At 44.6% G+C, this 15,702-nt stretch carries 16 protein-coding genes; 10 read left to right on the plus strand and 6 right to left on the minus strand.

Annotated elements, in window-relative coordinates; translation table 11 throughout:
• The first annotated feature begins 38 nt into the window (after positions 1 to 38).
• Genes FZ941_RS05580 through FZ941_RS05595 form a run of 4 tightly spaced genes read left to right on the plus strand, consistent with a single transcriptional unit; the run spans position 39 to position 3,898 of the window.
• The gene (locus FZ941_RS05580) at positions 39 to 986 is read left to right on the plus strand and encodes a TIGR01212 family radical SAM protein (RefSeq protein ID WP_148887153.1); all 948 of its coding nucleotides are present in this window, start codon (positions 39 to 41) and stop codon (positions 984 to 986) included.
• Positions 980 to 1,528, plus strand: a complete 549-nt coding sequence (locus FZ941_RS05585; RefSeq protein ID WP_148887154.1) for a class I SAM-dependent methyltransferase — start codon at positions 980 to 982, stop codon at positions 1,526 to 1,528. The genes FZ941_RS05580 and FZ941_RS05585 overlap by 7 nt, the downstream gene beginning before the upstream one ends.
• Before the next feature lie 48 nt (positions 1,529 to 1,576).
• Positions 1,577 to 1,831, plus strand: a complete 255-nt coding sequence (locus tag FZ941_RS05590) for a hypothetical protein (RefSeq protein ID WP_061911291.1) — start codon at positions 1,577 to 1,579, stop codon at positions 1,829 to 1,831.
• Between the two features lie 12 nt (positions 1,832 to 1,843).
• Entirely contained in the window at positions 1,844 to 3,898 is a 2,055-nt protein-coding gene (locus tag FZ941_RS05595) for a sodium:proton antiporter (protein ID WP_148887155.1), read from the plus strand.
• Positions 3,899 to 4,081: 183 nt separating this feature from the next.
• Here FZ941_RS05595 and FZ941_RS05600 read toward each other — a convergent pair whose 3' ends face one another.
• Positions 4,082 to 6,355, minus strand: coding sequence for an ATP-dependent Clp protease ATP-binding subunit (locus tag FZ941_RS05600; RefSeq protein ID WP_148887156.1), 2,274 nt, complete (start codon positions 6,353 to 6,355; stop codon positions 4,082 to 4,084).
• Positions 6,356 to 6,596: 241 nt separating this feature from the next.
• On the opposite strand from FZ941_RS05600, the gene FZ941_RS05605 reads away from it, so the two are divergent.
• The 4 genes from FZ941_RS05605 to FZ941_RS05620 all read left to right on the plus strand — a co-directional run bounded on the left by FZ941_RS05605 (position 6,597) and on the right by FZ941_RS05620 (position 10,390).
• A complete protein-coding gene (locus FZ941_RS05605) occupies positions 6,597 to 6,827 on the plus strand; it encodes a DUF1797 family protein (RefSeq protein WP_005592360.1) in 231 nt (76 codons plus the stop codon).
• Positions 6,828 to 6,966: 139 nt separating this feature from the next.
• Entirely contained in the window at positions 6,967 to 7,824 is an 858-nt protein-coding gene (locus tag FZ941_RS05610; RefSeq protein WP_148887157.1) for a bifunctional methylenetetrahydrofolate dehydrogenase/methenyltetrahydrofolate cyclohydrolase, read from the plus strand.
• 273 nt (positions 7,825 to 8,097) lie between these two features.
• Positions 8,098 to 8,754, plus strand: coding sequence for a CBS domain-containing protein (locus tag FZ941_RS05615; protein WP_048763750.1), 657 nt, complete (start codon positions 8,098 to 8,100; stop codon positions 8,752 to 8,754).
• Between the two features lie 94 nt (positions 8,755 to 8,848).
• The gene (locus FZ941_RS05620; RefSeq protein WP_125373563.1) at positions 8,849 to 10,390 is read left to right on the plus strand and encodes an ABC-F family ATP-binding cassette domain-containing protein; all 1,542 of its coding nucleotides are present in this window, start codon (positions 8,849 to 8,851) and stop codon (positions 10,388 to 10,390) included.
• A 121-nt stretch (positions 10,391 to 10,511) separates the two neighbouring features.
• On the opposite strand, the gene FZ941_RS05625 is transcribed toward FZ941_RS05620, so the two are convergent.
• The gene (locus FZ941_RS05625; RefSeq protein ID WP_148887158.1) at positions 10,512 to 10,937 is read right to left on the minus strand and encodes a MarR family winged helix-turn-helix transcriptional regulator; all 426 of its coding nucleotides are present in this window, start codon (positions 10,935 to 10,937) and stop codon (positions 10,512 to 10,514) included.
• 62 nt (positions 10,938 to 10,999) lie between these two features.
• Here FZ941_RS05625 and FZ941_RS05630 point away from each other — a divergent pair, with 62 nt between their 5' ends.
• Positions 11,000 to 11,434: a GNAT family N-acetyltransferase gene (locus FZ941_RS05630; RefSeq protein ID WP_148887159.1), complete on the plus strand. Its 435-nt coding sequence runs from the start codon at positions 11,000 to 11,002 to the stop codon at positions 11,432 to 11,434.
• 56 nt (positions 11,435 to 11,490) lie between these two features.
• Here the strand turns inward: FZ941_RS05630 and FZ941_RS05635 are convergent, their stop codons facing one another.
• The 4 genes from FZ941_RS05635 to FZ941_RS05650 form a co-directional block, all read right to left on the minus strand.
• A complete protein-coding gene (locus tag FZ941_RS05635) occupies positions 11,491 to 11,808 on the minus strand; it encodes a DUF960 domain-containing protein (protein ID WP_015605549.1) in 318 nt (105 codons plus the stop codon).
• 186 nt (positions 11,809 to 11,994) lie between these two features.
• On the minus strand, positions 11,995 to 12,528 hold the full coding sequence (locus tag FZ941_RS05640; RefSeq protein ID WP_005590859.1) for a DUF402 domain-containing protein: 534 nt from the start codon (positions 12,526 to 12,528) through the stop codon (positions 11,995 to 11,997).
• Positions 12,529 to 12,614: 86 nt separating this feature from the next.
• Positions 12,615 to 13,391 (minus strand): recombination regulator RecX, encoded by a 777-nt coding sequence (gene recX, locus FZ941_RS05645; protein WP_148887160.1) that lies wholly within the window; start codon positions 13,389 to 13,391, stop codon positions 12,615 to 12,617.
• A 26-nt stretch (positions 13,392 to 13,417) separates the two neighbouring features.
• Positions 13,418 to 14,194 carry an aminoglycoside 3'-phosphotransferase gene (locus tag FZ941_RS05650; protein ID WP_148887161.1) on the minus strand — a complete coding sequence of 259 codons (777 nt, stop codon included), beginning with the start codon at positions 14,192 to 14,194 and terminating at the stop codon, positions 13,418 to 13,420.
• Between the two features lie 55 nt (positions 14,195 to 14,249).
• Between FZ941_RS05650 and rlmD the strand changes: the two genes are divergently transcribed.
• Positions 14,250 to 15,608 (plus strand): 23S rRNA (uracil(1939)-C(5))-methyltransferase RlmD, encoded by a 1,359-nt coding sequence (gene rlmD / locus FZ941_RS05655; RefSeq protein WP_148887162.1) that lies wholly within the window; start codon positions 14,250 to 14,252, stop codon positions 15,606 to 15,608.
• Positions 15,609 to 15,702 lie beyond the last annotated feature (94 nt).

Genomic DNA, 15,702 nt, shown 5'->3' on the forward strand with positions numbered 1-15,702 from the left:
GAGGAAATTTTTGTTTCTAGGGTCCTTTTTGTGGTAGAATGGAAGGTATGAAATCTTACAATTCTTTGAATGATTATTATCGAAAACTTTTTGGAGAAAAGACTTTTAAGGTGCCTATTGATGCGGGATTTGACTGTCCCAATCGGGATGGGACGGTGGCGCATGGGGGATGTACCTTCTGTACTGTTTCGGGCTCTGGTGACGCCATTGTGGCACCTGATGCCCCCATTCGCGAGCAGTTCTATAAGGAAATTGACTTTATGCACCGTAAGTGGCCAGATGTTCGCAAGTATCTGGTTTATTTCCAGAACTTCACCAATACCCATGAGAAGCTTGAAGTGATTCGCGAGCGTTATGAGCAGGCCATCAATGAGCCAGGTGTCGTTGGACTCAATATCGGGACTCGACCGGACTGTTTGCCTGACGAGACCATCGCCTACTTGGCTGACCTGTCCGAACGCATGCATGTGACCGTGGAGCTGGGGCTTCAGACCACCTACGAGGAGACTTCGGACCTCATCAACCGTGCTCATTCCTATGAGCTCTATGTGGAGACGGTCCAGCGAATTCGTAAGCTGGCTCCAAAGGCGGAGATTGTCTCTCACTTGATTAACGGTCTGCCGGGTGAGACCCATGAGATGATGCTGGAAAATGTCCGCCGCTGTGTGACGGACAATGACATTCAGGGGATTAAGCTCCACTTGCTTCACCTGATGACCAATACCCGCATGCAGCGGGATTATCATGAGGGGCGATTGCAGCTGCTCAGTCAGGAGGAGTATGTCTCCATCGTCTGCGACCAGCTGGAGATTATCCCCGAGCATATCGTCATCCACCGTATCACGGGCGACGCTCCGCGAGATATGCTGATTGGCCCTATGTGGAGCCTCAATAAATGGGAAGTTCTCAATGCCATCGAGGCAGAAATGCGTCGTCGTGGCAGCAAGCAAGGCTGTAAAGCAAAGGAGCAGAAATTCGTATGTTAAGACCCTTACAGATGGCTCATGCATTTTTGGCAGAAGTCGTGACCAAGGAAGATGTTGTAGTGGACGCTACTATGGGCAATGGGCATGACACGCTTTTTCTGGCTAAGTTAGCCAAGCAAGTCTACGCTTTTGACATTCAGGAGCAGGCTGTGGAAAAGACCCGCCAGCGCTTGGCAGAAGCTGGCTTGGACAATGCCCAGCTAATCTTGGCTGGCCATGAGACTCTGGACCAATACATAGACCATTTCAAGGTCGCTATTTTTAATCTGGGCTACCTGCCTTCGGCGGACAAGTCTGTCATTACCCGACCCGCTACGACGCTGGAAGCTTTGGAAAAGGTCTGCCAAGGCTTGGAAAAAGGCGGCCGTGCAGCTATCATGATTTACTATGGTCATGAAGGGGGCGAAGTGGAGAAAGATGCGGTGCTTGAGTTCGTCAGTCAACTGCCTCAGCAGGAATTCACCGTTGCCCTCTACAAGACCATCAATCAGATTAACAATCCGCCTTTCTTGGTCATGATTGAGAAATTAAAAGAAAAATAAGGATTCCAAGGTTGCTAAAAACTTTCTAAGGAATCATTTGGAGAAAAAATGGACAAGCAATATTTGCATGAAAAATTGGCTGGCTTACGAAACAAATACGTCGAGTCTGCCAAGGAAGAAACGAATGCTGGCTTTTTGGACGAGGCCAAAATGAATAAAAAAATGCTGCGAATCAAGAAAAAATTGGTGAATCTAGAGATGGAGCGCTGCCAAAAGATGATTGAGCACCGAGACCTATCCAAAATTGATCAAAAGATTTCAGCGCAAAAAGAATTGTTTAAAGAGTGCTGCCAGCAAAGATAAAGGAGGTTCAAAGTGGAAATCCTTCTCTACACGATTGTTTTTTTGCTTCTGTTGGTTGTATCGAATGTGACCAATCGCTTCCTGCCCCAGCTCCCCTTACCCTTAGTTCAGATTGTACTGGGAATTTCGCTTGGTTTTATTCTTCCTCAGGAGAAATTTCACTTGGATACAGAGCTGTTTTTGGCCTTGGTGATCGGGCCCTTGCTCTTTCGGGAGGCTGAGGAAAGTAATATTACCAGTATCCTCAAACATTGGAAAATCGTTTTATATTTGATTTTTCCAGTTATCTTTATTTCAACGGTTGGCTTGGGTTATCTGGCTCATCTTCTCTGGGCTGCCTTGCCCTTGGCGGCCTGTGTTGCCGTAGGAGCAGCTCTGGGGCCGACAGACTTGGTTGCCTTTGCTTCTCTCTCAGAGCGTTTTTCCTTCCCCAAGCGGGTGGAAAATATCCTAAAAGGAGAGGGCTTGCTCAATGATGCGTCTGGTCTGGTGACTTTTCGTGTCGCCCTTCTGGCCTGGACCACAGGAAGTTTTTCTCTAGGAAAAGCTAGTATTTCCTTAGTTCTTTCAATTATTGGTGGGTTTGCCATCGGGATGCTCAGTGCTGGCCTCAATCGTTGGCTGCATAAGCTCTTGATGAGTGCCCAAGTGTCAGATATTGCCAGTGAGCTCTTGCTGGAGCTGAGCCTACCCTTGGTCACCTTCTTTTTAGCAGAGGAGATTCATGTCTCAGGGATTATCGCAGTAGTCGTTGCAGGTATCTTTAAGGCTAGCCGCTTCAAGCGGATAACGCTTCTGGAAGCCCAGGTGGATTCGGTCACGGAAACCATCTGGAATACAGTTAATTTTATGCTCAACGGCTCGGTCTTTATCATTTTAGGAATGGAACTGGAAATGATTGCAGAGCCAATCTTAAAGAGCCCGATTTACGATAATCTCTTGCTGTTAGTAAGCATTGTTCTTTTGACTTTCCTGCTCTTTGCCCTTCGGTTTATCATGTTGTTCACTTTTTACTTCATCCGAATCAGAAGATTGCACAAGAATGTTGGAAACTACCTGAAGGAAATGCTGCTGCTGACCTTTTCAGGTGTCAAAGGAACCGTCTCCATTGCGACTATTCTTTTGATTCCGAGTCAATTGGAGCAAGATCATCCTTTGTTGCTTTTCTTGGTTGCAGGTGTCACCTTTCTGAGCTTTCTGACAGGTTTACTCACTCTTCCTCATCTGTCTGAGGAAAGAGAAGAGGAAGCCGAGCACCTGATGCACATTGCTATTTTAAATGAAGTGGTGGGTGAGCTGGAAGCAGGCCTCAAGCAAGCTAAGGCTAAGGCACCTCTCTATGCGGCTATTGACAATTACCATGGCCGAATCGAAAATCTAATCCTTGAACAGGAAGACAAGGCCACTCAGCGAGACTTGGCAGCTCTGAAATTATTGATTTTGAGTATCGAAAATGATGGTCTGGAGCAAGCTTTTGAGGAAGGAAAAATCAGCGACCGCAGCTATCACATCTATCAGCGTTACCTGCAAAATATCGAGCAGGGAATCAATCGCAATCTGGCTTCTAGCTTTACCTATATGTTTCTCGTTACGCTGCGTGTATTGCGCATGTTGCTCCATGAAATCGTCACTCTTGGTGCCAGATGGCGCTCTTGGAGGCAAGGGGGAGCTAAGCGCTTGACTGCCGAGGACATGGAAGATATAGCAGAGCTTTACCTGTCCAATACCGAAGTCATTATCGAAAGTTTGGAACACCTAAAAGGAATCTACAAGCCCTCGCTGATTACATTCTTGCAGGAATCTCGACTAAGGGAAACGGAGATTATCGGCAGCGGTGCCTTCATCGAGCGGGTTATTACGCGTATCAAGCCTAACAACATCTCAGAAATGATGTGGGGCTACTATCTGGAGAGAAAAATCATCTTCGAATACGAGAAAAATAAATTAATCTCAAGCAGCTATGCAAAACGCCTGTGCCAAAATGTCAATAATTTAGAAAATTACTCACTGAAAGAAAGAGCTAATACCCTGCCCTACGACATGGTTAATTACGCTAGAGGACACTAGAAGCTAAGTCCATCCAGTGAGCTCCACAGGAAATGATAAGGAATGCTTGGCTAGCTTGTTTTCTATATTTGCTGGTGAAACGTCTTCTAAAAAATAAAATAAAACAAGAAGAGAACGGCATGCTTTGTCCGTTCTCTTCTTGCTTGTTTTTAAAAGTTTATCAAAATGCAGAGCCAAAGTCAGTTAGTTTTGACTTTCATCGAGCTTGGTTTTTTCTGACTCTGATTTTTTGGCTGACTTGATGAGAATCTTGCCGTTGCTGGTCATGATAGCTTTGAGATCTTTTTCGCTTGGATTTTCCAGATAGAAGTCAGTAATAGCATCTTCGATATGATCCTGGATGGTGCGGCGCAGTGGGCGAGCACCCATTTTGGGATCGTAGCCCAAATCGACTAGCTTTTCTTTGACCTTCTCTGTGACATCCAGATGAATGTCGTTGCTTGCCAAGCGCTGGTTGACATCGTCCAGCATGAGGTTGACGATTTGCATGAGGTTGTCCTTGCTGAGTGGCTTAAATTCGATGATGCCGTCAAAGCGGTTCATGAACTCAGGGCTGAAGAAGTTGCCCAATTCACCCAAGACGGAATTGGTGCGGCCTTCACGAGCTGCCCCGAAGCCAACGCTGGCTTCAGCTTTGCCCGTTCCGGCATTGGATGTCATAATGATAATGGTGTCCTTGAAGCTGACAGTCCGACCTTGACCATCGGTTAGGCGGCCATCATCCAAAACCTGCAGGAACATGTGCATAACATCAGGATGGGCCTTTTCTACCTCATCCAGTAGAATGAGCGAGTAGGGATTGCGGCGGACGCGCTCAGTCAACTGGCCAGCCTCCTCATAGCCGACGTAGCCTGGAGGCGCACCGACCAGCTTGGCTACGCTGTGTTTTTCCATGTACTCACTCATGTCAAAACGAATCATACTGTCAGCCGAGCCAAAGAGCTCAATGGCTAGTTGCTTAGAAAGCTCTGTCTTACCGACACCAGTTGGGCCGACAAAGAGGAAGCTTCCGATTGGACGATTAGGACTTCCCAGTCCGACCCGATTGCGGCGGATGGCCTTGGCAATCTTATCCACGGCATCATCTTGACCGATGACGTGGGCTTTTAAGTCGCTGGCGAGATTGACCAGTTGAGACTGTTCTTTCTCTTTGAGGTCGCCGACTGGGATATTGGTCTTTTGCTCCACGATATGCTCAATCGTTTTCTCGCTGATAATTGGGATATCGTTATCCAGCACGCTCGTCTTCTGAAGTTCCTTGTACTTGGCAATCTGATCACGGAAGTAAGCCGCCTTCTCGAAATCTTCGTCACGAGTCGCCTGAGCCTTGAGGTTTTCGGCCTCAATCAGCCGCTGGTCAATAACCTTAGGATCAACAAATTTGAGGGTCAGATTCATCTTAGAGCCAGCTTCGTCCAAGAGGTCAATAGCCTTGTCTGGCAGGAAGCGGTCTTGGATGTAGCGGTTGGAGAGAAGTGCCGCAGCTTCAATGGCCGCGTCTGTGTACTTGACATGATGGTAGTCTTCGTATTTTTTCTGAATCCCTTTGAGGATGGTAATCGTTTCTTCTACTGTCGGCTCGTCTACCTTGACCGGCTGCATGCGGCGCTCGAGGGCTGCATCTTTTTCAATAATACGGTATTCATTGAGGGTAGTAGCCCCAACCATTTGGAGTTCTCCGCGAGCTAGAGCTGGTTTGAGGATATTTCCAGCGTCCATATTGCCATCGCCAGCAGAACCCGCTCCGACAATTTCATGGATTTCATCAATAAAGAGAATGACATCTTGACGAGAGCGAATCTCGTCCATGAGCTTCTGCATCCGCTCTTCAAATTGACCACGGATACCAGTCCCTTGTACTAAGCTGACAACGTCCAGGCGGATAACTTCCTTGCCTTGGAGTTTATGAGGCACATCCCCATCCACAATCTTCTGGGCTAGGCCTTCGACCACAGCCGTTTTTCCGACACCGGGCTCTCCAATGAGGACAGGATTGTTTTTTGTGCGGCGATTGAGGATTTCAATGACACGAGTAATCTCTTCGTCCCGACCAATGACAGGGTCAATTTCTCCTTTACGGGCGATCTCAGTCACATTGATACCAAACTCTTCTAGGAGACCTTTTGGCTTTTGCGGAGCCTGTTGGCGTGCTCCGCCACCATGATTGGAATTACCACCATAGCCACCACCACCGTAGCCTCCTCCAGATTGAGTTGGCGGGATATTTGGATTTGGTTCTTGCGGTTGTTGGAAATTACCAAGGCTGTTAAAGAAATCATCAATAGGGTCAATTCCTTGGTTGTTAGCCTGAGTCAGTCCTCGAAAAAGACTATTATTAGGGTCTGTCTTCATGATTTGATAGCAGTTTTGACAAAGGTCAATCTGCTGCTTATTCCCATTTACATTTGTATAGAGATGGATGGTTGATTCATTGATTTTACAATTTTGACAAAGCATATTCTACCTCTTTCTTTGGCCGTAGATCCACCTATTTTCAAATGGTCAAAAATAGTCAAAGTATTATAGTTTCATTATATCAGTATTCTTACACAATGCAAGAATTTACTACAAATTCCTCCCTGAGATTGATTTTTTGAGAAATTATAGAGCGAAAATGAGAAAAAAATCGTCTTTTACTGGTATTTCAGTTTCTTTTTGTGGTAAAATAGGAAAGAAGCAAGTAAATAGGAGAAATAAAATGGAATCACATTTAGTTAGAATCATCAATCGTTTGGAAGCTATGGCCAAAGATGGTGGAAATTTAAAACGTAATTTTGAACGTGAAGGAGTGGTTGTTGCCGAAGTGGCGTACAGCTACGACGAAGAAAATGGACCAATTTTTACGCTGCGTGATGTGGCAGCGCGTGAGACTTATACTTTCGATAGTATTGACTTGATTGCCATGGAAATTTATGAATTATTATACTAAAAAGCAGGGTTCTGCTTTTTTATTTTGCTCGTCAAGCTCAGTCTTTCCTCCTATAACTTTATATAAGAAAAATGTATAAGTGGGACAGAAGGATTTCTGATATAATGAATAAATATAGTGAAAAAGAAATGAGAAAAGAATGGCAAACATTATTGACGGGAAAGCTTTAGCAGAAAAGCTTCAAGCGAAACTTGCAGAAAAAACAGCAAAGTTAAAAGCAGAGACAGGTCAGGAACCTGGTTTAGTGGTGATTTTGGTGGGTGACAATCCAGCCAGTCAAGTTTATGTGAGAAATAAAGAGCGGTCTGCTCTAGCTGCTGGCTTTCGCAGTGAAGTTGTGCGTCTGCCCGAGTCAACGACTCAGGAAGAATTGCTAGCCTTGATTGCTCGATATAATCAGGATCCAGCTTGGCATGGCATCCTAGTCCAGCTTCCTTTGCCAGCTCACATTGATGATGAAGCGGTTTTATTAGCCATTGATCCAGACAAGGATGTAGATGGCTTTCATCCGACCAATATGGGGCGGCTTTGGTCGGGGCATCCCTTGATGATCCCTTCTACACCAGCAGGAATCATGGAAATGTTCCGCGAATATAAGGTGGACTTGGAAGGCAAGAATGCGGTGGTGATTGGTCGTAGTAATATTGTCGGTAAACCCATGGCTCAGCTTCTGTTGTCTAAAAATGCGACCGTTACGTTGACGCACTCAAGGACCCATCACTTAGCAAAAATTGCAAAGAAAGCTGATATTTTAGTGGTGGCTATCGGACGAGGACACTTTGTAACCAAGGACTTTGTCAAGGAGGGAGCTGTCGTGATTGATGTCGGCATGAACCGGGATGAAAATGGCAAGTTGATTGGCGATGTTAAATTTGACGAAGTGGCAGGAGTGGCTAGTCTCATTACTCCAGTTCCAAAGGGAGTCGGACCGATGACCATTACCATGCTGATGGAGCAGACCTATCAAGCCTTTGTCAGAAGTTTGGAGAAAGAGTAGGGAAGTAGCATTTGGCTGATCAATTTTCTCTTTCAATCGTTTTTGGTAATCTTGTCGCTAGAGGTGTTAGACAAGAAATTATAGAGATAGGCTAAGCGAGGCTGGGTCAAACTTTCCCCCTCGTTTTCTCATAGGAGAATATAGCCTTTTTATAGCTAGCCTGCCTGATTTTTCTAAATTTTGAAAACATAAGAGAAAATTGTGAAAGCGTTTGAAATTAGTTGGAAAATACAGTATAATAAGATTAGAAAAAGAAACTAGAGGAGGCTTCTCATGGCAGTAAAAGATTTTATGACACGCAAGGTTGTATACATTAGCCCAGACACAACGATTGCGCATGCGGCAGATATTATGCGCGACCAAAAATTGCATCGCTTGCCCGTGATTGAAAATGATAAGCTGGTGGGCCTTGTGACAGAAGGAACAATCGCAGAAGCAAGTCCATCAAAGGCAACGAGCCTATCTATTTATGAAATGAACTATCTTCTGAATAAAACCAAAGTAAAAGATGTGATGATTCACGATGTCGTTACTATTTCCCAGTATGCTAGTCTAGAAGATGCGACTTATTTGATGCTGAAAAATAAAATTGGAATCTTACCAGTTGTTGACAATGAGCAGGTCTATGGAATCATTACGGATCGCGACATTTTTAAAGCTTTTCTAGAAGTTTCTGGTTATGGCGAAAAGGGCGTTCGGATGCGCTTTGTCACAGAAGACGAGGTTGGTGTCCTATCGCATATTATCGCCTTACTTGTCGAAGAAAACCTCAATATTTCAAACACGGTCAATATTCCTCGTAAGGACGGTAAAGTTGTCATTGAGGTACAAATTGACGGAGATATTGACTTGGTTTCCTTGAAGTCCAAGTTTGAAGCACACAATATAAAAGTAGAAGATATTACCCGCACCAGCGCAAAAGTTTTATAAAGTAAGAGCCTCAGTTGAGGCTTTTATTTTCTTGCCAATTGGCTTCCTAAGATGGTATAATCAAGGAACTGCAATCAATGATAGAGGAGAAAAGATGAGTATTTTAGAAGTGAAAAATCTCAGCCACGGTTTTGGAGACCGGGCTATTTTTGAGGATGTATCCTTCCGTCTGCTCAAGGGAGAGCATATTGGCCTAGTCGGTGCCAACGGCGAGGGGAAGTCAACCTTTATGAGCATTGTGACGGGTAAAATGCTGCCGGACGAAGGCAAAGTTGAGTGGTCTAAGTATGTGACGGCTGGCTATCTGGACCAGCATGCTGTATTGGAGCAGGGCCAAACTGTCCGCGATGTGCTGCGGACAGCCTTTGACGAGCTGTTCAAGACTGAGGCCCGTATCAATGAAATCTACATGAGCATGGCTGAGGATGGAGCGGATGTGGATGCCCTCATGGAAGAAGTGGGTGAGCTGCAGGACCGCTTGGAAAGTCGGGATTTTTATACGCTAGATGCTAAGATTGATGAAGTCGCACGGGCTCTAGGTGTTATGGACTACGGTATGGAAAGCGATGTGACAGAGCTATCTGGTGGACAGCGGACCAAGGTTCTCTTGGCCAAGCTACTTCTGGAAAAGCCTGATATCCTGCTTTTGGACGAGCCGACCAACTATTTGGATGCGGAGCACATTGACTGGCTCAAGCGTTATCTACAAAACTATGAAAATGCTTTTGTTCTGATTTCCCACGATATTCCTTTCTTGAACGATGTAATCAATATTGTTTACCATGTAGAAAATCAGCAGTTGACCCGCTATTCTGGTGATTATTATCAGTTCTTAGAGGTCTATGAGATGAAAAAATCTCAGCTGGAAGCAGCCTATGAGCGCCAACAGAAGGAAATAGCGGATCTCAAGGACTTTGTAGCCCGCAACAAAGCTCGGGTAGCGACCCGTAATATGGCCATGTCCCGCCAGAAAAAGCTGGATAAGATGGACATTATTGAGCTGCAAAGTGAGAAACCAAAGCCTTCCTTTGATTTCAAGCCTGCCCGTACACCTGGCCGTTTTATCTTCCAAGCCAAGGACTTGCAGATCGGGTATGACCGTCCACTGACCCAGCCTCTTAATCTGACCTTTGAGCGCAATCAGAAAGTGGCCATCATCGGGGCAAATGGGATTGGAAAAACAACTCTTTTGAAGAGTCTTTTGGGGATTATCCCACCAATCGCTGGGGAAGTTGAGCGGGGGGATTATCTGGAGCTGGGTTATTTCGAGCAGGAAGTCGAAGGTGGCAATCGTCAGACACCTCTCGAGGCAGTCTGGAATGCCTTTCCGGCGCTTAACCAAGCAGAAGTTCGAGCAGCTCTGGCCAGATGTGGCTTGACTTCCAAGCATATCGAGAGCCAGATTCAGGTTCTTTCGGGTGGGGAGCAGGCCAAGGTCCGCCTTTGCCTCCTCATGAACCGAGAAAATAATGTTCTGGTTCTGGACGAACCGACCAATCACCTGGATGTAGATGCCAAGGAGGAGCTCAAGCGCGCTCTGAAAGAATACAAGGGCAGCATTCTCATGGTCTGCCACGAGCCTGATTTTTATGAAGGCTGGATGGACCAAATCTGGGATTTTAATCAACTAACTTAAAAAGCTATTAAGGCGGTTTTGCTTGCAGAGACGAGGAGGATTCACTTAGTCACTTGCAAGCAGCCGTTTTTAATAGCTTTAGTTTTAAATGTTATATAGTTGCAAATACAACTATTTTGTGTTATACTTCTTCTTGTTGGGAGTTCTGAATTTTCTGTAAGATATGATCCAGTTGAAAGAGTTCAGACGATGTCAGTTGACGCAGCCTGGTCTGGATGTATCTATCCTCGTAGCCAATCAGCTTGTCATATACTTTTAGAGCAGAAATTGTTGGATAGAGCTCCTTGAATTTTTTATTCTCTTGCTTGGTCTTTTTGATAATCAAGCCTCTTTCCTCCAGCTTTCTTAGAGAGCGGCTCAGGGTAGTCTTGTCAATCTGAACCAGCTCTGCCAGCTGAGATTGATGGATGGCAGGGTGTTCGACAATGCGAGTAAGAATGAGAAAGAGATTATTATCAAGCCCGTATTGGCTAGCTTCTTGGTTCATTCTCATCATGGCTTGACGGGAGATGAACCCCATTTGACGAAATAACTGACGATAATCCATAAGAACTCCTTTGATAGTTGCATTTACAATGATTATATAATAAAGCAAAGATGGAAACAAGTATGTGGTATAAAAAATATTTGCAAGAGTTGGACACACTGGAGTTTTATAAGATTTTAAAACTGCGGATCGATACTTTTGTTGTCGAGCAAGAGCGAATCTATCATGAATTGGATGAGAAAGATCTAACAGCTGTGCACATTTTCCATGTAAATGAGCAAGAGGAAGTGGATGCCTATGCCCGCGTGTTTGAGGAAGATGAAAAAGTCATTTTTGGACGGCTTGTGACTGCCCCGTCAGCCAGAGGAAAGGGCTTTGGGAATAGATTGGTAGAGGAAATCTTGCTTCTTTGTGAGAAAAAGTGGCCGAGAAAAATGATTGAAATCGAAGCTCAGGAGCAAGTCGTGGGGCTTTATGAAAAATTTGGTTTAGCAACTCAGGAAGAGTCTTTTATCTTTGAATCAACGCCTCATATCAAAATGATTTACAAAAAATGAAAAATCCAGTTGATGAACCGCCTCTAATGACGGTGTCTCAACTGGATTTTGTTTTCTTAAAACATGGAGTATTCATCGGCTAGCATGACTGTTTCTCTACCGTCATTGTCCACAACGTAGATCATTCGAGGATAGAAGGGGTCAAACTTATAGGTAAAATCAAAGGAGATAAGTGTATCGAGATGGTCCTCAGAGAAGCGGAAGGTCAACTTGCCCTTGTTATTGATCAATTCGAAGCGAATCAGGTTATTCAGGGGAAAGACATCTTTAAGGAAGTTGTCGATAATGTACCAGAAAGTGTCAATCACGTCATCTGGAAGGCTAGTGATAGCGCCAAAGCTGGCATAGCGACCACGAGTATTGGTAAAAGCCATGAGACTCACTCCTTTCTGGAAACCTAGCTGCGCTAGACCAAATATCAGTCATTTAGTCTGACACAGCAATATTGTTGGTTCTATCATACAAGAAATAAGTAGGAATTGCAAGAAATTGCTTCTTTGCTAGACGAAGGTCTTTTGAGAAAAAGAGCAAGAAAAAAGAGCTTGCGCTCTTTGACAACTTTATCGATTCTTTAGTTCAACATAACGTTTGTACCAAATTTTCACATAAGCATCGGAGAAGGGACCGCGTTCGTTGTTGATCCAGTCAACCAGAATCTTAACGTTTTCCTTGAGAATGAAATCCAAATCATCCGAATAGTTCATTTGCCTTTTATGACGTTCATATTCTTCCACATCAAGCAGGCGTTTTTCTCCGTCTGTGAAGACCTTGACATCTAAATCATAGTCGATGTACTTTAGGGCTTCATTGTCCAGATAGTAGGGGCTGGCAAGGTTGCAGTAGTATGAAGTGCCATTGTCACGAATCATGGCAATGATATTAAACCAATATTTCTTATGAAAATAGACAATGGCAGGCTCTCGTGTTACCCAGCGCCGGCCATCACTTTCTGTTACCAGTGTGTGGTCATTAACGCCAATAATGGCATTTTCTGTTGTCTTTAGTACCATGGTATCTCGCCAAGTGCGGTGAAGATTCCCATCATGCTTATAACTTTGAATTGTAATAAAGTCGCCTTCTTTGGGAAGTTTCATAACCTACCAACTTTCTACAATTTATAAGTTTATCCTCTTTATTGTAACATATTTTCATAAAAATGCCTAAGTTTTCGTAGAAAATCTTAAAGATATTCTCTTAGAGCGCTGGCAATGTCGGAGAAATCATAGCCTTTTCGGGCCAGAGCTTGGGTCAGACGCTGTTTTAAGTCGTAGCCCTCGTACTTTTTGGAGTACTTGCGGTATTGCTTGTCTAGCTCTTTATAGAGCAGCTCTTGTTGGTTTTCCTGGTCTTCTTCGATGTCTAGATGATGGAAGGCCTCTTTGGCTTGTCCATAGGAAAAACCTTTGTTTATCAGGGCCTGGAGGATTTTATCTTGCAAAGCCTTGCTGGGAAGTTTTCCCTGGTATTTCTTTAAAAGTTTCTCAGCAACTCGCTCGGCTACTTCAGTGAAATCAAACTGTCTTAGCTCTTCTTCGATAATAGTGCTAGAAATCCCTTTTTGATTGAGTTTTTGCTTGAGAACAAAAGCGCCCTTGTCGCCAGTGAGAAGGTTGGATTGGATAAAAGAATTAGCATATTTTCTGTCGTTGATCCAATTTTCTTTTTTCAAAGCGTCCAAGACTTGGCTGATGATTTCTGGTTGGATATCGTGCTGTATTAAGTAGTCCTTGACTTCCTTGGCAGTTCTTTGCTTGAAGGAGAGATGGTAGAGGGCTAGATTTTTTCCATAGGAAAATTGGGCATAAGTTTGAATCTCTTTTAACTCTTGCTCCGTGATTTCCATCCCTTTAGACAGCATGAAGCGGACAATAGTGTCTTCTGTAATATAGAGCTTTTCGCTGTCGTCCAACTCCAAGAGGTAGAGTCTTTTTTTCTTTTCGATTTTTGTGATTTTCATAAGAGATTTTGGTAAAATCCTTTCTTTTAGCCAAATGCTTCAAAGGCAGCAATCAAGCGCAGTTTGTCTGTATCAACATCCTTCCGGCCATAGTAGTCAAGAAAGAGCTCTGCGTATTGAGGGTCAGATAAATTATAAGTAAGAGACCAGATGGCCCAGTAAAGGTCAAGGTGGCGATCGCTGAGGCCAGCGAGGCCAACATCAATGAAGCAGGAAAAGCTTGCTGCGTCTTTCAGAATGAAATTAGGCAAGCAGGCATCTCCGTGAATCAAGGAGTCTGACGTCAGTAGGTGTCCCTGTTCTTGAATAAGCTGGTATGCTTCCTCACGACTTGAGATGTGAAATTGAGGTAATAAATCTTTTTGATAAAAGCAACCTTTCCGATAATTTTTCTCTGCTACTTCTTTATAGTGCTGGAGACGATGCTGGATTGGGAAATGCTGGGGTTGGAGGCTGTGAAGTTTTTTTAGTGCGGCAGACATTGTTTTGCAAAGCTCTTCTGGCTGTTGGAGAAAGGCTAGGGCGTCCTTGCTCTCGGCTTCTTTAGTCAGCAGGTAGTCTTTATCTGTTGTTTGGTAGTGAATGATAGGCACACCGAGTCCTTGCTCTTCAAACCATTTGGCAAGTGTGGCTTCTTGGGCTAACTGGCATTTTTGGTCGATTTTCAAATAATAGCCCGTATCAGCATAGAAAACGCTGGCTCCAGAATGTGAGGAGCTGTCGTAAAAGTTGGCTCCCACTAGATAAGTTCGTATTTGCTCAGGGAAATGGGATAGTGGAAGGGATATTTTTTCTGCTTTCATACTTTTATTGTACCATATTCTCAACTAATGCGAGGCAGCATGGTATAATAGAAGCATGAATGTAAAAGTGAAGCAAAGAATCCCTCTTAAAATCAAGAAAATGGGAATCAATGGGGAAGGAATTGGATTTTATAAGAAAACGCTGGTCTTTGTCCCGGGGGCTTTGAAGGGCGAAGAAGTTTACTGTCAGGTGACCAAGGTGCAGCGCAATTTTATCGAGGCCAAGCTCCTTACAATCAACAAACGGTCGAAATTTCGGGTGGAAGCGCCGTGTGAGATTTATGAAAGCTGCGGAGGCTGTCAAATCATGCACCTCCACTATGACAAGCAGTTGGAGTTTAAGGAAGATTTGCTGCGTCAGGCTCTGAAAAAGTTTGCGCCAGCTGGCTATGAGAACTATGAGATTCGTCCGACTATTGGTATGCAGGAGCCACTCTATTATCGGGCAAAACTGCAGTTTCAGACTCGGAAATTTAAGGATGAGGTCAAGGCAGGGCTATATGCCCAGAATTCCCACTATCTGGTCTCGCTTAAAAACTGTTTGGTTCAAGACAAGGTGACGCAGGCTATTGTCAATAAGGTGGCGCGACTTTTAGGCAAGTACAGGCTGCCCATCTATGATGAGCGCAAGACTGCTGGAGTGCGTACCGTCATGATTCGCAGATCCAGAAAGACGGGTCAGGTGCAGATGATTTTTGTAACAGGTCGCAAGCTAGACTTTTCTCCAGTCGTTCGAGACCTAGTGGCGGAATTTCCAGAGCTGGAGACAGTGGCGGTCAATTATCATACGAGCAAGTCCAGTGAGATTTACGGGGATAAGACAGAGATTATCTGGGGCAAGGAAGCTATCCAAGAAGGTGTGCTGGACTATGAGTTCTCCCTGTCGCCTCGGGCTTTCTATCAGCTCAACCCTGAGCAGACAGAGGTGCTTTATGGGGAGGCGGTCAAGGCATTGGATGTGACGGCTGAAGACCATTTGATTGACGCCTATTGTGGAGTAGGGACCATTGGCTTTGCCTTTGCAAAAAAGGTCAAGTCTCTGCGGGGCATGGACATCATTCCTGAGGCTATTGAAGACGCCAAGCGCAATGCGAAACGGATGGGCTTTGACAATACACTCTACGAAGCTGGAACGGCAGAGGAGATTATTCCTCGCTGGTACGCTGAAGGTTATCGGGCGGATGCCTTGATTGTCGATCCGCCGCGAACAGGTCTGGACGATAAGTTGTTGGAAACGATTGTCCGCTATGCACCTGAAAAGATGGTTTACGTTTCCTGCAATGTCTCAACTCTGGCTCGGGATTTGGTCAAACTCTGTCAGGTCTACGATGTCCACTACATCCAGTCAGTTGACATGTTTCCTCACACCGCGCGGACGGAAGCAGTGGTGAAATTGGTCAAAAAAGTATATTGATGTGAACGTCTGTTTTGATGTCGACTGCGTAGACAAAAAATAGATACATCAGTAATAAATTAACTCAACGAGAACATTTTAATAAGTGTTCTCG

It is taken from the genome of Streptococcus sp. Marseille-P6264, from assembly GCF_902460355.1.
Taxonomy (GTDB): Bacteria; Bacillota; Bacilli; order Lactobacillales; family Streptococcaceae; genus Streptococcus.

Bases quoted from the DNA above. Each gene is read 5' to 3' on its own strand.
- FZ941_RS05635 (WP_015605549.1), bottom strand. From the start codon at position 11,808: ATGGCTTTTACCAATACTCGTGGTCGCTATGCCAGCTTTGGCGCTATC.
- FZ941_RS05620 (WP_125373563.1), top strand. From the start codon at position 8,849: ATGAGTATTTTAGAAGTGAAAAATCTCAGCCACGGTTTTGGAGACCGG.
- FZ941_RS05630 (WP_148887159.1), top strand. From the start codon at position 11,000: ATGTGGTATAAAAAATATTTGCAAGAGTTGGACACACTGGAGTTTTAT.
- FZ941_RS05605 (WP_005592360.1), top strand. From the start codon at position 6,597: ATGGAATCACATTTAGTTAGAATCATCAATCGTTTGGAAGCTATGGCC.
- recX (WP_148887160.1), bottom strand. From the start codon at position 13,391: ATGAAAATCACAAAAATCGAAAAGAAAAAAAGACTCTACCTCTTGGAG.
- FZ941_RS05580 (WP_148887153.1), top strand. From the start codon at position 39: ATGGAAGGTATGAAATCTTACAATTCTTTGAATGATTATTATCGAAAA.
- FZ941_RS05610 (WP_148887157.1), top strand. From the start codon at position 6,967: ATGGCAAACATTATTGACGGGAAAGCTTTAGCAGAAAAGCTTCAAGCG.
- FZ941_RS05600 (WP_148887156.1), bottom strand. From the start codon at position 6,355: ATGCTTTGTCAAAATTGTAAAATCAATGAATCAACCATCCATCTCTAT.
- FZ941_RS05640 (WP_005590859.1), bottom strand. From the start codon at position 12,528: ATGAAACTTCCCAAAGAAGGCGACTTTATTACAATTCAAAGTTATAAG.
- rlmD (WP_148887162.1), top strand. From the start codon at position 14,250: ATGAATGTAAAAGTGAAGCAAAGAATCCCTCTTAAAATCAAGAAAATG.
- FZ941_RS05650 (WP_148887161.1), bottom strand. From the start codon at position 14,194: ATGAAAGCAGAAAAAATATCCCTTCCACTATCCCATTTCCCTGAGCAA.
- FZ941_RS05625 (WP_148887158.1), bottom strand. From the start codon at position 10,937: ATGGATTATCGTCAGTTATTTCGTCAAATGGGGTTCATCTCCCGTCAA.
- FZ941_RS05615 (WP_048763750.1), top strand. From the start codon at position 8,098: ATGGCAGTAAAAGATTTTATGACACGCAAGGTTGTATACATTAGCCCA.
- FZ941_RS05590 (WP_061911291.1), top strand. From the start codon at position 1,577: ATGGACAAGCAATATTTGCATGAAAAATTGGCTGGCTTACGAAACAAA.
- FZ941_RS05585 (WP_148887154.1), top strand. From the start codon at position 980: ATGTTAAGACCCTTACAGATGGCTCATGCATTTTTGGCAGAAGTCGTG.